Origin of the sequence: Streptomyces sp. NPDC050423 (assembly GCF_040655445.1) — a bacterium.
Lineage (GTDB): Bacteria > Actinomycetota > Actinomycetes > Streptomycetales > Streptomycetaceae > Streptomyces.
In genome coordinates this window covers 69,486-85,800 of the sequence record NZ_JBFAJY010000010.1, presented here as the reverse complement: position 1 = coordinate 85,800, position 16,315 = coordinate 69,486, and the positions used below count along the sequence as shown (strand labels likewise).

Below are 16,315 nucleotides of genomic sequence, written 5' to 3'. Positions count from 1 at the left end.
CGGTGCGTATTCCGGCCGGTGCGAGCGCAGGCACCGCCCACGTCAGACGATCCACCAGAACGAAGACCAAGGAGAGGGAATCCCGCACATGGGTCACGGGAAAATACCCGATGTGCTCCCAGGACACCGGGAGCACATCGGGTGGGCCGGACACCGGCGCGCGCAGTTCGTGTCCACCGCGATCGCGCTGGACACGAGCCCCCGTTACGCCGAGGAGTCGGCAGGCCAGCAGGTCAGCAGTCCGGGATGCCCGCGATCTTCGCGTTGTTGCTCCCGCCGGACACATAGACCGCGGTGACCCAGCCGCCGTTGCCCTTGCCCGGCGTGGTCTCGGGCAGCCAGACCCACCAGGTGTTGGTCCACTGGCCGACGGTCACCCGGTCACCCTTCCGCTGGCAGTTCGCGTTGTGCTTACCGATGTTGACCGTCCGCACCACCTTACTGGTGGTGGTGTTCCTGCCCGTGCGGACCTTGACGCCGTTCTCCCAGATGTGCACTTGGTTGACCTTGGTTCGAACCTCCTGTCCCGACACGTCCGACTGCCCCGCCGCGGCGCTCGGCGCCGCGAACGCAGTCACCAGGGCGGCGGACGCGATGAGCACGGTCCCCAACTTCTTTCCCAGCATGGGATGTCCCCTCCCGCACCGCCCGGCAGCCCCTCCCCGGGACTTCTCACCGTGCCGTGCAAACCCGAGTACAGCGCCCCGCGAAGGCCGGGGGAAGGGCGAGCAACTGTGCACGCCGCCCAGTTCTCCCGCCCGGCCTGTGCACGGTGCGCACCCGGCCCCCTCAACCGTGCGCCGTGCACAGGCCGGGCGGCGGGCGGCTGGTCACGGTGCCCCGTCGAGCCGGATCTCGTTGGAGTGGTGGAAGGCGTACAACAGCTCATGCACGCCGGGCTCCGCCGCCAACAGGTCCTGGTTCAGCAGGCGTTCGGCGATCCGTAGCCGTGCGGTGACCGTGGTACGGCTGTTGCCGAGCCGGCGGGCGGCGTGCCGCGCGTCGGCGCCGGCCTCCAGCCAGGCGCGCACGGTGAAACGGAGCTGAGGCCGGGCCGGGTCGTCGAGCGGCTGGAGCGCGGACTCGGCCCAGGACGCCACGGACGGGCTCTTGAACAGATCGTCCAGCGTGGCGGCCGGCAGGGGCCGCGCCATCACGGTGTCCCGGTGACGTCCCTGGATGGCCAGCGCCAGCGCCACCACCGCCCGGGTACGGATGTCCCCCAGGTCCACACCGAGCGCGGTTTCCACCCGGTGCAGGTGCGCGGTGACGGTGTTGCGGCTGATCCCGAGCAGCCGGGCTACCCCGGCCCGGGGGAAGCGCATGGCTAGCCGGGTGATCTCCACCGTCATCGCCGGTGCCGAGCCGATCGGCCGCAGGAAGGCGTCGGCCCATCCCATCGCCACATCGGGCGGCAGCAGCCGGTCCAGCGGCTCCCGGCCCTGGTAACCGGCCACCCGGTCGGGGGCGGTGCGGGCCACCGCCAGGGCGTGCCGGGCCTGTTCGTAAGCCTCGGCGGTGGCGGCGGGCGGCAGCAGAGCGCTGATCCCCAGCGCGTACCTCCGGTTCTCGCCGACCAGAGCGCGCAGTTCGCCTGCCAGGCCCTCGCCGTCAGGGATGAGACAGATCAGATGCTCGTCGTACACGGGGCAGCGCACCATGAGGGCCCGCCCGCGGAAGCCGGAGGTGTCCTGGTAGGCCCGGAGCAGCCGGTCCTGGTCACCCGGCACACACCGCAGCAGATGAACACGCAGCCGCTCGCAGTCCAGCAGCGGTGGCGGGGCGCCACCCGACATCCGCCGGGCCAGCATGGCGTCCCCCGCCATCAGGGCCATGAACAGCCCGAGCCCCACCTGCCGGGCCTTGCGTTCGTAGTCCCGGCGCGCGGTATCCGTCTCCCCGGCCCGGTGCAGCAGATCCAGCAGCGTGCAGACCCCGGAGGCGGCGACGGCCTCCTCCTTCACCAGCGGGCGGTGGCCGGCCGCCACCAGCACCCGGTACGGCGGCCGGCCACCGATCCGCTCCAGCCGCACCGACCACGCCCCGCTGACGGTGACGGCGGAGGCCAACCGCCCAGCGGCCACCCGGCGAGCGAGCGCCGTCACGTCGTCCCCGAGCACCTCATCCGGAAAGGCGGCGGTGCCGGACTCCACACCCATATTGGCCCCGAGCACGGCGACTTCGCCCCCGACCCGCTCCCGCAACCAGCCGAGCACCCCGTCGACGGCACCGGCCGGGCGCGCGATGACCCGTAACAACTCATCCACGGCAGTTCCTTTCCCGTTCCGGGCTCACCGCACCGTACGGGGCCGCGACGCCAGACAGCCCTGACTCTTGTGCCGGATACGACGTAGACACTCGCATCCTTGCAGGGTCAACGTTCTCGGTTGCCCGCGGCAGACGTTCTGCGAGCAGGTTCCCGGCGTCGTGGAGCGCTACCAGCGCCACACCAACCGCCTGACCAGCCAACCTAACTCCGTTGTCAAGGAGTTAGCGGGCCGGGCGGGCGCCCGCCTCTGCCGCGTTCCGGCCTGCGCAATCTCCCGCTCGACCGCCCTGCGCATGCTCATGCGCCAGGTAGTGACGCCGCTGCGCGTCCCGCGCATGCTCGGCGTCGACGACTTCGCACTCAAACGCCGGCATCGCTACGCCACCGTGATCATCGACGCCGAGACCGGCGAGCGGATCGACGTCCTGCCCGACCGCACCGCCCAGACCCTGACCACGTGGCTGCGCGAGCACCCCGGGGCCCAGTACGTCCGCCGCGACGGCTCCGCCACCTACGCCGAAGCGATCCGCCAAGCCCTCCCCGAAGCAGTGCAGGTCAGCGACAGGTGGCATCTCTAGTCCAACCTGTGCGGCAAGGTCCTGGCCGAAGTCCGCTCCCACGCCGCCTGCTGGGCCAGTGCTGTGAACCCCACCCGACCTGGGGGCGTGCGCGAGCAGACCACCGCGAGCGCTGGCAGCGGGTCCATCGTCTGCTCGACCAAGGCGTCGGCCTCCTCGAATGCGCCCGCCGCCTCGATGTCGCCCTGAACACCGTCAAGCGGTACGCCCGCATGAAAAAGCCCACCGGCGACCGCCGCGCATCCCGCTACAAGCCCACACTCGTCGACCCCTACCGCGAGCATCTGCGCCGGCGCCGAAGCGAAGACCCCGCGGTACCCGTCACTCACCTCCTGCGCGAGATCAAGGAACTGGGCTGCACCGGCAGCGCCAACCTCCTGGTCCGTTACCTCACTCAGGGCCGCGCCGAGGGTAACGGCGCCGCCGGGAATCCGGATCGGGATGGTCGTCTTCGACCGGGCTCACGACATGGTGGGTGTCGTTGACCAACTCAGCGGTTCGGTTGTCACGTTGTCGCGCCCCACCGGTCTCACCTGGCAGAGCCGTTCGGCGTCCGTGCGGGCCGGTACGGCGTACGAATGTCGGCAGTTGCAGGCGATCGCCGCGCTGCACAGGCAGCGGCACAAAGGCCTGAACCGGTGACGGTCCCGAGAGAGCGGATGGGGCGGCCCGGCACCCGGACCCGCCCCATCCGCGCGTCATCCCCGGGCTCAGGCCGGCAGCCCCAGTTCCCGCGCGATCAGCATCCGCTGCACCTCGCTCGTGCCCTCGCCGATCTCCAGGATCTTGGAGTCGCGCCACATCCGGGCCACCGGGTACTCGTTCATGAAGCCGTAGCCGCCGTGGATCTGGGTCGCCTCGCGGGCGTTGTCCACCGCCACGGTCGAGGAGTACAGCTTGGCGATCGCCGCCTCCTTCTTGAACGGCTCGTCCGCCAGCAGCCGCGAAGCCGCGTCGCGCCAGCCGATGCGGGCCATGTGCGCCCGCATCTCCATGTCCGCGATCTTGAACTGGATCGCCTGGTTGGCGCCGATCGGCTTGCCGAAGGCGTGGCGCTCGGCGGCGTACTTCACCGACTCGTCCACGCAGCCCTGCGCGAGGCCCGTCGCCAGTGCGGCGATGGCGATGCGGCCCTCGTCCAGGATCCGCAGGAACTGCGCGTAGCCGCGGCCCTCCTCGCCCAGCAGGTTCTCCAGCGGGACCCGTACGTCGGTGAAGGACAGCTCGCGGGTGTCCGAGGCGTTCCAGCCGACCTTGGAGTACGGGGCGGCGACCGTGAAGCCGGGGGTGCCGGAGGGCACGATGATCGAGGAGATGCGCGGGGCGCCGCTCTCCTTGCGGCCGGTCACCGCCGTGACCGTCACCAACTCGGTGATATCAGTACCGGAGTTGGTGATGAAGCACTTGGATCCGTTGATCACCCACTCGCCGGTCGCCTCGTCGCGCACGGCCGTCGTCCGGGTGCCGCCCGCGTCCGAACCGGCGTCCGGCTCGGTCAGGCCGAACGCGCCGAGCGCCTCGCCCGAGCAGAGCCTCGGCAGCCACCGCCGCTTCTGCTCCTCGGTGCCGAAGCGGAACACCGGCATCGCGCCGAGCGAGACCCCGGCCTCCAGGGTGATCGCCACCGACGAGTCGACCCGGGCCAGCTCCTCCAGCGCGATGCCGAGGGCGAGGTAGTCGCCGCCCATCCCGCCGTACTCCTCCGGGAACGGCAGCCCGAACAGGCCCATCCGCCCCATCTCCCGCACGATCTCGTACGGGAACTCATGGTGCTCGTAGAAGTCGCCGATCTTCGGTGCGACCACGTCGTGCGCGAACTCCTCGACGGTGCGTCGCAGTTCCTCGTGCTCGGCGGTCAGCCGGTGGTCCAGGGACATCGGGGGATCACTGCTCCTTGTGGGAGAGGGCGCGGACGGTGCGGGACGGGCTGGGCCGGCCCAGTTGTTCGGCGAGCCACACGCTGGTGGCGGTGAGCACGTCGAGGTCGACCCCGGTTTCGATGCCGAGGCCGTCGAGCATCCACACGAGATCCTCGGTGGCGAGATTTCCGGTCGCGCTCTTCGCGTACGGGCAGCCGCCGAGGCCGCCCGCGGAGGCGTCCACGGTGGTGACGCCGTGCTGGAGGGCGGCCAGGGTGTTGGACAGGGCCTGTCCGTACGTGTCGTGGAAATGCACCCCGATCGTGTCGGTGGGCACCCCCGCCTCGTTCAGCGCGGACAGCAGCGCCCGGACGTGGCCCGGCGTGGCGACGCCGATGGTGTCGCCGAGCGAGAGCTCGTCGCAGCCGAGGTCCATCAGAGACCTGGCCACCCGGACGACCTGGGCGACCGGGACGGGCCCTTCCCACGGGTCGCCGAAGCACATCGACAGGTAGCCGCGCACATGCACCTTGTCCGCCTTGGCGCGGGCCACGACGGGCTCGAACATGGCGAGCGACTCGTCGACGGTGCGGTTGAGATTGCGTGCGGCGAACGTCTCCGTGGCGGAGCCGAAGACGGCGATCCGGCGGGCCCCGAGTGCCAGGGCCCGGTCGAGGCCGCGTTCGTTCGGCACCAGGACCGGGAGGGCCACGTCGCCCACGTCCCCTATGTCGCCGAGCAGCGGGAACAGCTGCTCGGCGTCGGCGAGTTGGGGTACCCACTTGGGGTGGACGAAGCTCGTCGCCTCGATCGTGGAGAGCCCGGCGACCGCGAGCCGGCGGATGAACTCCGCCTTCACCCCGGTCGGCACGACCGTCTTCTCGTTCTGGAGTCCGTCGCGGGCGCCGACCTCGTGGATCCGGATGCGAGCCGGCAGGTCCGGCGCGGGCACGGTCATCGGCAGGGTGCGGGTGGTCGTCATGCTTCCTCCCCGGCGGCGGCCACGGGGGTGACCACGGCCAGTACCTGGTCCATGGCGACCGTGGTCCCGGCGGTGACGTCGAGTTCGGTGACGGTGCCGGCGTGCGGGGCGGAGATGACGTGCTCCATCTTCATCGCCTCCACCACCAGCAGGCTCTGCCCGGCCACGACCTCGTCCCCGACGGCCACCTTCACCACCGTGACGGTGCCGGGCATGGGTGCGGCGAGGGTGTCCGCCCCGGAGCGGGCGGCGCCGGTCAGCGACGCCTCCACCGGGTCGTGGTCCCGGACGTGCCAGGTGTCGCCGTCCCGGCCGAGCCAGCGGCCCTCCGGGGACGCGGCGTGGGCGAATGTGTGGGTGACACCGGCCAGTTCGAGGGTGACGCGCCGTTCGCCGGCCGTGATGAGCCTGGCCGTCTCGGCGCTGCCCGGCAGCGGGCCCAGCGGTCCGCAGGTGCCCGAGTCGGGGGCCGGCGGGCGCGCGCCCTCGCCGATGTGGCCGAAGGTCAGCTCGGTGGCCGCGCCGCACGGACGCAGGCCCACCTGCACCGGGTCGTGGCCGGGGATGTGGAAGTGCCGCAGCGTCCGGGCCGGGGTACCGCCCAGGCGCCAGCCGTCACCGGCCGAGAACGGGTCGGTCCAGGTCCGCGGACCGGCCGCGGCGGGGGAGTGCTGCCGCAGCAGCGCGGCGGCCGCGTACACCTCCTCCGGCACCCCGTCCGGCACCAGCGCGTCCACCTCGCGCTCCACCAGGCCGGTGTCGAGATCGCCCGCCACCACGGCCGGGTGGCCCAGGAGCCGGCGCAGGAAGCCCGCGTTCGTCGGGACGCCCAGGACCACCGTGTCCGCGAGCGCCGCCCGCAGCCGGCGCAGGGCCGTCGCCCGGTCGGGGCCGTACGCGATCACCTTCGACAGCATCGGGTCGTAGAGGCTGCCGACCTCGCCGCCCTCACCGAGCCCCGAGTCCGTCCGCACCCCGCCGCCCTGCGGTTCGTGCAGCGCCAGCACGGTGCCGCCCGAGGGCAGGAAGCCGCGCGCCGGGTCCTCGGCGCAGATCCGGGCCTCGACGGCGTGCCCGGTGAGCGTGATGTCGCTCTGTTCGTACGGGAGTTGTTCGCCGGACGCGACGCGCAGCTGCCACTCGACCAGGTCGAGGCCGGTGACCAGCTCGGTCACCGGGTGCTCCACCTGGAGGCGGGTGTTCATCTCCATGAAGCAGTACGCGGCGGGGTCGCCGCCCGGCACGATGAACTCCACCGTGCCCGCGCCGACGTAGCCGCAGGAGCGGGCCGCCCGGACGGCGGCCTCGCCCATCGCCGCCCGGGTCCGCTCGTCGAGCAGGACGGACGGCGCCTCCTCGATGATCTTCTGGTGGCGGCGCTGGAGCGAGCACTCGCGCTCGCCGAGGTGCACCACGTTTCCGTGCGCGTCCGCCAGCACCTGGATCTCGATGTGGCGCGGCCGGTCGATCCACCGCTCCACGAGCAGGGTGTCGTCGCCGAAGGAGGCGCGCGCCTCGCGCCGGGCCGCGGCGATCTCGTCCGCGAGCAGCGCCGCGTCGTGGACCAGCCGCATGCCCTTGCCGCCGCCGCCCGCCGAGGGCTTCAGCAGCACCGGCATGCCGATCTCGTTGGCCGCGTCGGCCAGTTGGCCGTCGGTCAGGTCGCTTCCGGTGGAGCCGGGTACGACCGGGACGCCGGCCGCGGCGACCGTCTCCTTGGCCCGGATCTTGTCGCCCATCAGCGCGATGGCGGCGGCGGGCGGGCCGATGAAGACCAGACCCGCGTCCGCGCACGCCTGGGCGAAGCCCGCGTTCTCGGCGAGGAAGCCGTAGCCGGGGTGGACGGCCTGCGCGCCCGTGCGGCGGGCCGCCTCCAGCAGCCGGTCCGCCGAGAGATAGCTCTCGGACGCCGGGGCGGGGCCGATCCGTACTGCCGTGTCGGCCTCCCGGACGTGCCGGGCGTCCGCGTCCGCGTCGCTGAAGACGGCGACCGAGCGCACCCCCAGCTCCCGCAGGGTCCGGATGACCCGGACCGCGATCTCGCCGCGGTTGGCGACGAGAACGGTGTCGAACATCGTCATCTGATTCCTCACATCCGGAAGACGCCGAAACCGGCATCGCCCAACGGGGCGTTGGCGCAGGCGGTCAGGGCGAGCCCCAGCACCTGCCGGGTCTCCATCGGGTCGATCACGCCGTCGTCCCAGAGCCGGGCGGTGGCGTAGTACGCGTTGCCCTGGGTCTCGTACTGCTCGCGGATCGGGGCCTTGAAGGACTCCTCGTCCTCGGCGCTCCAGTCGTCGCCCAGCTGGTCGCGCTTGACCGTGGCGAGGACGGACGCGGCCTGCTCGCCGCCCATGACGGAGATCTTGGCGTTGGGCCACATCCACAGGAAGCGGGGGCTGTAGGCCCGGCCGCACATCGAGTAGTTGCCCGCGCCGTAGGACCCGCCGACCACCACGGTCAGCTTCGGCACCCGGGTGCAGGCGACGGCGGTGACCATCTTGGCGCCGTGCTTGGCGATGCCGCCGGCCTCGTAGTCGCGGCCCACCATGAATCCGGAGATGTTCTGGAGGAAGATCAGCGGGATGCCCCGCTGGTCGCACAGCTCGATGAAGTGCGCGCCCTTCTGGGCGGACTCGGAGAACAGGATGCCGTTGTTGGCGACGATCCCGACCGGGTGGCCGTGGATGTGCGCGAAGCCGGTGATCAGCGTCGTCCCGTACTCGGCCTTGAACTCCGCGAAGCGCGAACCGTCGACGACCCGGGCGATCACCTCCCGTACGTCGTACGGGGTGCGGGAGTCGACGGGCACGGCCCCGTACAGACCGGCGGGATCGACCGCCGGCTCGTCGGCCGGGCGCACGGACCAGGGGAGCGCGCCCCGGTCCGGCAGGGTGGCCACGATGTCGCGCACGATCCGCAGCGCGTGCGCGTCGTCCTCGGCGAGGTGGTCGGTGACCCCGGACGTACGGGAGTGGACCTCGCCGCCGCCCAGCTCCTCGGCCGTCACGACCTCGCCGGTCGCGGCCTTCACCAGCGGCGGCCCGCCCAGGAAGATCGTCCCCTGGTTCCGGACGATCACGGCCTCGTCGCTCATCGCGGGGACGTACGCCCCGCCGGCCGTGCAGGACCCGAGCACCGCCGCGATCTGCGGGATGCCGGCCCCGGACATCCGGGCCTGGTTGTAGAAGATCCGCCCGAAGTGCTCCCGGTCGGGGAACACCTCGTCCTGCATCGGCAGGAAGGCGCCGCCCGAGTCCACCAGGTACAGGCAGGGGAGGCGGTTCTCCAGCGCCACCTCCTGGGCCCGCAGGTGCTTCTTCACGGTCATCGGGTAGTACGTGCCGCCCTTGACGGTCGCGTCATTGGCGACGATCACGCACTCCCGGCCGCTGACCCGCCCGATGCCGGCGATCACCCCGGCGGCCGGTGCGGCGCCCCCGTACAGCCCCTCGGCCGCCAGCGGGGCCAGCTCCAGGAAGGGGGAGCCCGGATCGAGCAGGGTGTCCACCCGCTCCCTGGGCAGCAGCTTGCCGCGCGCCACATGCCGGGCGCGGGCCTTCTCACCCCCGCCGAGCCTGGCCGTGGCGAGCCGCTTGCGCAGCTCGTCGGTGAGCGCGTGATGCGCCGCCTCGTTGGCCTGCCAGGCCTCGGAGGCGGGATCGGCCGCGCTCGCCAGCACCGGTGCCTGCTGCATCCTGTCGAGCCCCCTTGCCCGTACTGCGGTGTTAGTGAGCGTTAACGTCAACCACAGGTTAACGATCGCTAACCCCCCTGTCTAGAATGACTGGTCATGAGCACCCATGCCGCCGCCCGCGTCGCGGCTCCCACCCGCCGTGAGCAGATCCTCAAGGAGGCCGCGCGCCTCTTCGCCGAGCGCGGTTTCCACGGCGTCGGCGTCGACGAGATAGGTGCCGCCGTCGGCATCAGCGGCCCCGGCCTCTACCGCCACTTCCCCGGCAAGGACGCGATGCTCGCCGAGCTGCTGGTCGGCATCAGCGAGCGGCTGCTGGCCGGCGGGGAGCTGCGCGTGTCCCAGGACGCGGCCTCCCGCGACGGGTCACGGGGAGCACTCCTGGACGCGCTCATCGCGGGGCACATCGACTTCGCCCTCGACGACCGCCCCCTGATCACCCTGCACGACCGGGAGCTGGACCGCCTGCGGGACACCGACCGCAAGCGGGTGCGCCGGCTCCAGCGGCAGTACGTCGAGGTGTGGGTCGGCGTCGTCCGCGACCTCTACCCGGACCTCCCCGAGCACGAGGCGCGCGCCGCGGTGCACGCCGTCTTCGGCCTGCTGAACTCCACCCCGCACCTGGGTCCCGTCCGGAGTCCCGGCGCGGGAGAAGGGGCGGCACCGGACGTCGCGACGCCGCGGGGGGACTCCGGACAGGACCTGAGCCGCCCCGGCGCCCTGCCCGACCGCACGGACACGGCGGCGCTGCTGCACCGGCTGGCCCGGGGCGCGTTCGACGCGGCGGGCGGAGCGCGGCCGTCGCCGGACGGTATTCCGGAATAGGCCGCCGGAAAGCACGCCACGGACCACCTGGTGCGAATCCGTGCAGACTTTTCCCCGCGACTCCCTTTCGCCTGAGTTGTTTCGGCAGGGTGCGGACATAGGCTTCGGGACGGTCGCGTCCGCGCCTGATGGGGAATTGAATGAAAAGCTGCCAGGTATCGATCGTCGTCCCTTGTTTCAACGAGGACGAGGCCGTCAAGGTGTTTCACCGCACTCTGGTCGCCGCCCTCGAACCCACCGGGAAGAGCTTCGAGGTCTGCTATGTCGACGACGGCAGCGAAGATCGCACCCGTGCCGAACTGATCCACCTGTCCGCCGTCGACGAAAGGGTCCGGTACACCGCCTTCAGCCGCAATTTCGGCAAGGAGGCCGCCATGCTCGCCGGACTCCGTATGGCCCGCGGGGATTCCGTGGTGCTGATGGACGCCGATCTCCAGCACCCGCCCGAACTCCTGCCCCGCATGATGGAGTTGAGCGGGCACGGATACGACCAGGTGATCGCCCGGCGCGACCGCGAGGGCGAGGGCGCCCTGCGCTCGTTCGCCAGCCGCTCCTACTACCGCACCATGGGGCACTTCATGGACGTGTCGGTGGTCGACGGCGAGGGCGACTTCCGGCTGCTGTCCCGCCGCGCGGTGGACAGTGTGCTCGCGCTCCCCGAGTCCAACCGGTTCTCCAAGGGGATCTTCTCCTGGATCGGCTTCGACACCACCAGCTTCACCTACCACAACGCCGAGCGGGTGGCGGGGCGCTCCAAGTGGGGCGGCAGGCGGCTGCTCAACTACGGCATCGACGGGCTGATCTCCTTCAACAACCGCCCCCTGCGGCTGGCCGTCTACGCCGGCCTCCTGCTGGCCCTGGCGGCGATGGGGTACGCCCTGTGGATCATCGTGGACGTGGCGCGCCACGGAGTGGGGGTGCCCGGCTACACCACCCTGCTCACCGCCGTCGTGGCGCTCGGCGGGATCCAGCTGGCCACGCTCGGAATCGTCGGTGAATACGTCGGCCGCATCTACTGCGAGACGAAGAACCGCCCCCACTACCTGATCCGGGAAACCAGCGAGCAGCCCGCTCCCGCCGCTCCCGCCGCACCCGACATGCCGTTACGGGTGAGGGGTGGCGGCGCGAGTGCCCTAGGGTCGGGCCGTTTCCGGACCGTGCGCCAATTCATCACCTTCGCCATGATCGGGGTCGTCAATACGGCGGTCTACCTGTCCGTGTACGCGACGCTCAACCACTGGATTCCGTATCTGACCGCCCACGTCATCGGCTACTGCGTCAGTATCGTCGGCTCCTTCCTGCTCAATTCCTACATCACCTGCCGGACCAGTCCGACCTGGCGGGCCTTCGTCCGCTTTCCGCTGTCGAGCGTCGTCAATCTCGTCCTGTCCGGGGCCCTGCTCTACGTCGGAGTGAGTCATCTGGGCATGGGAAAGAACATCGCCGCGCTCATCGCCGGAATTCTCGCCACCCCGTTCTCCTTCCTGCTCGCCCGGTGGGCGATCACCTCCGGCGCGGCCGTGTCCCCGCGACCGGAACCGCTGGCCGGCTCCCGGGCCGGCCGCTCCGGCGACTGACCTCCCACGGCACCGGCACGGCACACGTACGCAAGGGCACCGCACGAAGGGCACCGGCACCTCCATGACCGCGGAAGCATCGGGAACAGCGGACACCCCGCCCAGGACGGGGCACGAGCCCCACCGGCAGGACCGCGTGCGGGCCCCGAGATCCCGCATCCCGCTCTGGGCGGCCGTCCTCACCGTGTTCCCGCTGGCCCTGCTGGGCACGTCCTTCTGGATCGGGCGGCTGGTGCGGCCGGGCGGCGACGACTGGTGCTTCCTGCCCGTACTGCGGGACGAGGGCGTCTTTGGCATGATCGGGAAGTTCTACCTGCACGACAACGGGCGCATCGCCAACGCGCTGATGGTCGCGCTCTACGGGGCCGGGGGCGTGGCGGGCCACCAGTGGTACGCCACGGTCAGCGGGCTGCTGATCCTGGCCGTGGTGTGGGCGTTGGTCCCGGCCGCGCTGCGCGGCGCCGGGCGGACCGCGCCGCGCGGAGTGCCGCTGCTCGTCGCGTCGATGACCGTGGTGGTGTTCTTCTTCGCCACCCCCAACACGTACAAGACGTTCTACTGGCCGGCCTCCTCCGTCTCGCACACCGTCGCCCCGGCGCTGGCCGCCGCCGCGGTGATCCCGCTGCTGCGGGCCCGGTCGCGGCGCGGGCGGATCCTCGCGCTGTGCGTCGCCGTCGTGGCCGGGCTCTTCGTCGGGACCCTCTCGGAAGGGACCGCGATCGTCTCGGCCGTCCTGCTCTGCACAGCCCTGCTGCTCAGTCTCCGGTCGCTGCCGGGCCCCGCCCGCGACCGCACCCGCCTGTGGTGCGGCGTCGCGCTGGCCGCCGTGGTGGCGGGGATGATCATCATCTATACGTCGCCGGGGTCCCGTGTCCGCCGTGGGCGGTTCGGCGCCGGCGCCACGTCCATGGTCGACACCGGATCGCTGGCCGACGCGCTGGGGACCTTCGGCGACATCCTGGGGACCGTCCTCACCACCTGGGCCTACCTCGGCGCACTCGCCGTCGGCGTGCTGCTCGGTCTGCTGCTGCGCGCGGGCGACCCGGCCGGCGACGGACCGCTGCGCGGCCGGCCGCTCCTCCCGGCCCTGGCGGCGGTGGGGGCGTTCCTGGTGTCCGGATACCTCTGCACCCTCGTCACCCTCCCCGCCTTCGAGCACAACATGATGACGTATGGCACCCGCACCTGGAACGACTTCCTCTTCCTGCTCGTGCTGCTGCTCGTCGCACTCGGCGCCCTGCTCGGTGATGCCCTGCGCGTCCGGGGGCGGGGCACCGCCGCCGCGACGGGAACGGCGGCGGTGCTCTGCGCGGCGGTCTGCGTGGGGCTGGCCGTGCCGCTGACCGGCCTCGCGCACGACATGGGCGTACGCGCCCGGCACTGGGACCGCCAGGACCGGCTGCTGCGCAAGGAGGTGGCCCGGGGTGCCGAGGTCCTGCCGTACGTACCGGCCTCGGTGGGGCAGATGCGCGACCCGTTCGGCCACCACGGCCGCAGTATCTGGCCGGCCCCCTGCACGGCGCAGTACTACCACCTGAAGCGGATCACCTACGCGACCCGGCCCGCTCCCGGGCCGACACGCTGACCTCGGCCACCCGCATCGGGTGACCGGGCTCCGTCGCGGGCCCCGGCGTGGCGCCGTCGGCGGCCGGCAGCGCGCCGCCCACCGCGACGTTCAGGATCAGGAACTGGCCCTGCTTCACCGCCCGGTCCCAGGTGGCCGCGTCCATGCCGGACGCCTTCACCCGGTGGAACACCCGGCCGTCCAGATACCAGCGGACCTCCTCGGCACCGGGTGCGGTGTCGACCTCCACGGCGTACGAGTGGAACGCGCCGCGACAGCCGGAGCACTTCTGCCGGGGCGAGGTGAGCCCCACCGGCTCCTCGCAGGGACCGCCGTCCAGGGTGCCGCAGTGCATGGTGCCGAAGACGGCGTCCCGGCCGTTGACGGACTCCATCACGTCGAGTTCACCGGTGGCCGGCCACCCCGTGTACCCGACGCGCAGCTCGGCGCCCATGGTCCAGAAGGCCGGCCAGTAGCCGGCCGCCGCCGCACCCGTGACGTCCGGCAGGGCGATCGACGCCTCGATCCGCAGGACGCCGCCGGGCGGCGGGGCGAAGTCGGAGCGCCGGGACTCGATGCGGCCCGAGTACCATCGCCCCTCGCGCCGGGTGGGCACGATCTCCAGCGCACCCTTCCCGTCGAGGCGGACGTTGTCCGTGGAGTCCGTCATCGTCTCGATCTCCCCGGTGCCCCATTGCGGGGCCGGGCAGCCCGGATAACAGCTGCCGCGGTCGTACTGCCACCGGGAGGCGGCCGGGCGGCTGCCCGCGGGCCCGTCGAAGTCCTCGTGCAGCAGCCGGGTCCAGCCGTCCGCCGCCGGCGCGCCGGTCCGCATGAGCAGCCGTTCGAGCCGCGGCGCCAGCACCACGGCCGCGACGTCGGTCAGATGGGCGTCGTCCCGGTAGAGCAGGACCCGGTCCAGGACCGCCGGGCAGGTGGTCCCGGCGGCCGGGCACAGCACCGAGTTCACCTCCACGGTCCGCACCCCGGGCAGCGCGCCGGCTGCCGCCTTCCGCGCCAGCGGATCGGGCCACCGCGCCTCTTCCCGGCCGAAGGCGCAGGCCTCCGGGTCCGTCAGGTGACCGGAGACGCACGCCGGGACGTCGGTCCCCGGCACCGGGGTGTCCTCGATGTAGACCACCGGCACCCCGAGCGCGCGCAGCGGCGTCAGGGTCTTCTCCCAGCCCCTGAGCAGCAGTTCCTGGTCATCGGTGTAGCGGTTCAGGGAGCCGATCACGATCAGCTCGGGCTTCGGCCCCTTGCGCAGCCGGGCCAGACTGTCGGCCCGCCAGCTGTCGCACTCGCGGTACGTGCGCCCCAACTGCGGGTTCACCACCGACAGTTCGGGGAGGGGGCAGCCCTGCTTCACCAGCTCCTGGAGGGCCCAGCCGCGTTTGGCGGCGAGGCTGAGCAATGGTGAGAACCACTGCCCGGCGTGCGAGTCGCCGAGCAGGACGATCCGGTGCGGACTGTCCACCGCCCCGAACAGGCACGGCGGGCTGCTCGTCACCGGTGGCGCCACCTCGCACGCCCCGTCCGGCGGGAAGCTCTTGCGGGCCTGCACCGGGCTCGGCACCACGGGGCCATCGGCGGGCGCACCGGTCCGCGTCAGCAGCGAGGGTCCGTCGGCCGCTCCCGGCGGCAGCCCCTTCGCGTCCACCGGGGCGGCCGGGCCCAGCAGATGCAGCGTGGTGGTGCCCACCACCAGCGCCAGAGTCACCGGCACGACCACCGCCGCGAGCCCCAACGACAGCCCGCGCCGGGGCAGTTCGGAGAGCGTACGGCTGTGCCGCAGTGGCCGTTCGACCCAGCGCGTGGTCGCCAGGGCGGGCAGCGCCGAGGCGAGCGTCAGCGCCGTCCTGGCGGGCCAGCCGAGGGCACCGAAGCGGGCCTCGGCCAGGACGAGCACCGGCCAGTGCCAGAGGTACAGGGTGTACGAGAGCCGGCCGACCGCCCCGGGAGCCCGCATGGACAGCAGCCGCCCGACCCCGGCCCCCGCCCCGTACCCAGCCGGTCCGTCCGGGCTCCGTCCGGGTGTCCCGGCCAGGATGACCGCGGCCGTGGCCAGGGTCGGGACGAGCGCCGCGTATCCGGGGTACGGCGTCGAGGCGTCGTAGCGCAGTACGCACCACACGAGCGCCGCCGCCCCCGCCCAGCCGCACAGCAGCCGCAGCGGGCGCGGCCCGCGCAGCAGATGCCACGGCAGCAGGGCCAGCAGCGCGCCGACACCGAACTGCCAGACCCGCGACGGCGTTCCGAGGTACGCCAGCGAGACGGAGTCGCCCGTCCAGCGCAGCGAGAGGGCGAAGGTGCCGAGCGTCAGCAGGGCGGTGAGGGCGAGCGCCGCCGGCCGCAGCGCCCGCCCCCGGCGCGCCGAGCGTGCGACGAGGACCGCGAGGACGGCGAGCAGCGGGGCCCAGCACAGATAGAACTGTTCCTCCACCGCCAGCGACCAGAAGTGCAGCAGCGGGCTCTCGTCCTGCCCGGCGGCCAGGTAGTCGGTCTGCTGCTGGACGAAACGCCAGTTGGCGACGGACAGGGCCGACGCCACGACGTCGTTCTCCAGATCCGTGCGGCGCAGCGGGACGGTCAGCCAGGCCCCGGCCACCGCGACCGCGACCAGCACCACGGCGGCCGAGGGCAGCAGCCGGCGGGCCCGGCGGGCGAAGAACTCGCCCAGCCGGATCCGGCCGGTGGTGACGGCCTCCCGCACCAGCAGCCCGGTGATCAGGTAGCCGGAAATGACGAAGAAGACGTCCACGCCGACGAACCCGCCGGCCAGTGCGGGTACGGACGCGTGGAAGGCGAGGACCGAGAGGACCGCGAACGCGCGCAGCCCCTCGATGTCGGGGCGGAACGCGGACCGGCGGGAACCCGAGGCACCGGGTCCGGCGCCACCGGGTGGTGATCCGGGGGCGGCGCTGCTCCCGGGCCGCGGAGCGGAAGGGGCGAGGGTGGGCATCGTAC

10 protein-coding genes and 1 pseudogene are annotated in these 16,315 nt (G+C 72.3%); 4 read left to right on the top strand and 7 right to left on the bottom strand.

Annotated elements, in window-relative coordinates; translation table 11 throughout:
* Positions 1 to 233: 233 nt before the first annotated feature.
* A complete protein-coding gene (locus tag AB0I52_RS10365) occupies positions 234 to 626 on the bottom strand; it encodes a hypothetical protein (RefSeq protein WP_363070871.1) in 393 nt (130 codons plus the stop codon).
* A 204-nt stretch (positions 627 to 830) separates the two neighbouring features.
* Positions 831 to 2,267 carry a helix-turn-helix domain-containing protein gene (locus AB0I52_RS10360; protein WP_363070869.1) on the bottom strand — a complete coding sequence of 479 codons (1,437 nt, stop codon included), beginning with the start codon at positions 2,265 to 2,267 and terminating at the stop codon, positions 831 to 833.
* 112 nt (positions 2,268 to 2,379) lie between these two features.
* Here AB0I52_RS10360 and AB0I52_RS10355 point away from each other — a divergent pair.
* Positions 2,380 to 3,263: pseudogene (locus tag AB0I52_RS10355) on the top strand (transposase); the annotation flags it as partial.
* 294 nt (positions 3,264 to 3,557) lie between these two features.
* On the opposite strand, the gene AB0I52_RS10350 reads toward AB0I52_RS10355, so the two are convergent.
* The 4 genes from AB0I52_RS10350 to AB0I52_RS10335 are packed head-to-tail and all read right to left on the bottom strand — an operon-like array spanning position 3,558 to position 9,385.
* The gene (locus tag AB0I52_RS10350) at positions 3,558 to 4,724 is read right to left on the bottom strand and encodes an acyl-CoA dehydrogenase family protein (protein ID WP_363070867.1); all 1,167 of its coding nucleotides are present in this window, start codon (positions 4,722 to 4,724) and stop codon (positions 3,558 to 3,560) included.
* Between the two features lie 7 nt (positions 4,725 to 4,731).
* Positions 4,732 to 5,688 carry a hydroxymethylglutaryl-CoA lyase gene (locus AB0I52_RS10345; protein WP_363070865.1) on the bottom strand — a complete coding sequence of 319 codons (957 nt, stop codon included), beginning with the start codon at positions 5,686 to 5,688 and terminating at the stop codon, positions 4,732 to 4,734.
* The gene (locus AB0I52_RS10340; protein ID WP_363070998.1) at positions 5,685 to 7,763 is read right to left on the bottom strand and encodes a biotin carboxylase N-terminal domain-containing protein; all 2,079 of its coding nucleotides are present in this window, start codon (positions 7,761 to 7,763) and stop codon (positions 5,685 to 5,687) included. The genes AB0I52_RS10345 and AB0I52_RS10340 overlap by 4 nt, the downstream gene beginning before the upstream one ends.
* Before the next feature lie 14 nt (positions 7,764 to 7,777).
* Positions 7,778 to 9,385 carry a carboxyl transferase domain-containing protein gene (locus AB0I52_RS10335; protein ID WP_363070863.1) on the bottom strand — a complete coding sequence of 536 codons (1,608 nt, stop codon included), beginning with the start codon at positions 9,383 to 9,385 and terminating at the stop codon, positions 7,778 to 7,780.
* A 96-nt stretch (positions 9,386 to 9,481) separates the two neighbouring features.
* Between AB0I52_RS10335 and AB0I52_RS10330 the strand changes: the two genes are divergently transcribed.
* The 3 genes from AB0I52_RS10330 to AB0I52_RS10320 all read left to right on the top strand — a co-directional run bounded on the left by AB0I52_RS10330 (position 9,482) and on the right by AB0I52_RS10320 (position 13,369).
* Positions 9,482 to 10,207 carry a TetR/AcrR family transcriptional regulator gene (locus AB0I52_RS10330; RefSeq protein WP_363070861.1) on the top strand — a complete coding sequence of 242 codons (726 nt, stop codon included), beginning with the start codon at positions 9,482 to 9,484 and terminating at the stop codon, positions 10,205 to 10,207.
* 140 nt (positions 10,208 to 10,347) lie between these two features.
* Entirely contained in the window at positions 10,348 to 11,784 is a 1,437-nt protein-coding gene (locus AB0I52_RS10325; protein WP_363070859.1) for a glycosyltransferase, read from the top strand.
* 136 nt (positions 11,785 to 11,920) lie between these two features.
* On the top strand, positions 11,921 to 13,369 hold the full coding sequence (locus tag AB0I52_RS10320) for a DUF6056 family protein (protein WP_363070858.1): 1,449 nt from the start codon (positions 11,921 to 11,923) through the stop codon (positions 13,367 to 13,369).
* On the opposite strand, the gene AB0I52_RS10315 is transcribed toward AB0I52_RS10320, so the two are convergent.
* The gene (locus AB0I52_RS10315; RefSeq protein ID WP_363070856.1) at positions 13,329 to 16,310 is read right to left on the bottom strand and encodes an acyltransferase family protein; all 2,982 of its coding nucleotides are present in this window, start codon (positions 16,308 to 16,310) and stop codon (positions 13,329 to 13,331) included. The genes AB0I52_RS10320 and AB0I52_RS10315 overlap by 41 nt on opposite strands.
* Between the last annotated feature and the right edge of the window lie 5 nt (positions 16,311 to 16,315).

Excerpts from the sequence above, each read along its gene's own strand:
- AB0I52_RS10365 (WP_363070871.1), bottom strand. The coding sequence starts at position 626 with ATGCTGGGAAAGAAGTTGGGGACCGTGCTCATCGCGTCCGCCGCCCTG.
- AB0I52_RS10350 (WP_363070867.1), bottom strand. The coding sequence starts at position 4,724 with ATGTCCCTGGACCACCGGCTGACCGCCGAGCACGAGGAACTGCGACGC.
- AB0I52_RS10345 (WP_363070865.1), bottom strand. The coding sequence starts at position 5,688 with ATGACGACCACCCGCACCCTGCCGATGACCGTGCCCGCGCCGGACCTG.
- AB0I52_RS10340 (WP_363070998.1), bottom strand. The coding sequence starts at position 7,763 with ATGTTCGACACCGTTCTCGTCGCCAACCGCGGCGAGATCGCGGTCCGG.
- AB0I52_RS10335 (WP_363070863.1), bottom strand. The coding sequence starts at position 9,385 with ATGCAGCAGGCACCGGTGCTGGCGAGCGCGGCCGATCCCGCCTCCGAG.
- AB0I52_RS10330 (WP_363070861.1), top strand. The coding sequence starts at position 9,482 with ATGAGCACCCATGCCGCCGCCCGCGTCGCGGCTCCCACCCGCCGTGAG.
- AB0I52_RS10325 (WP_363070859.1), top strand. The coding sequence starts at position 10,348 with ATGAAAAGCTGCCAGGTATCGATCGTCGTCCCTTGTTTCAACGAGGAC.
- AB0I52_RS10315 (WP_363070856.1), bottom strand. The coding sequence starts at position 16,310 with ATGCCCACCCTCGCCCCTTCCGCTCCGCGGCCCGGGAGCAGCGCCGCC.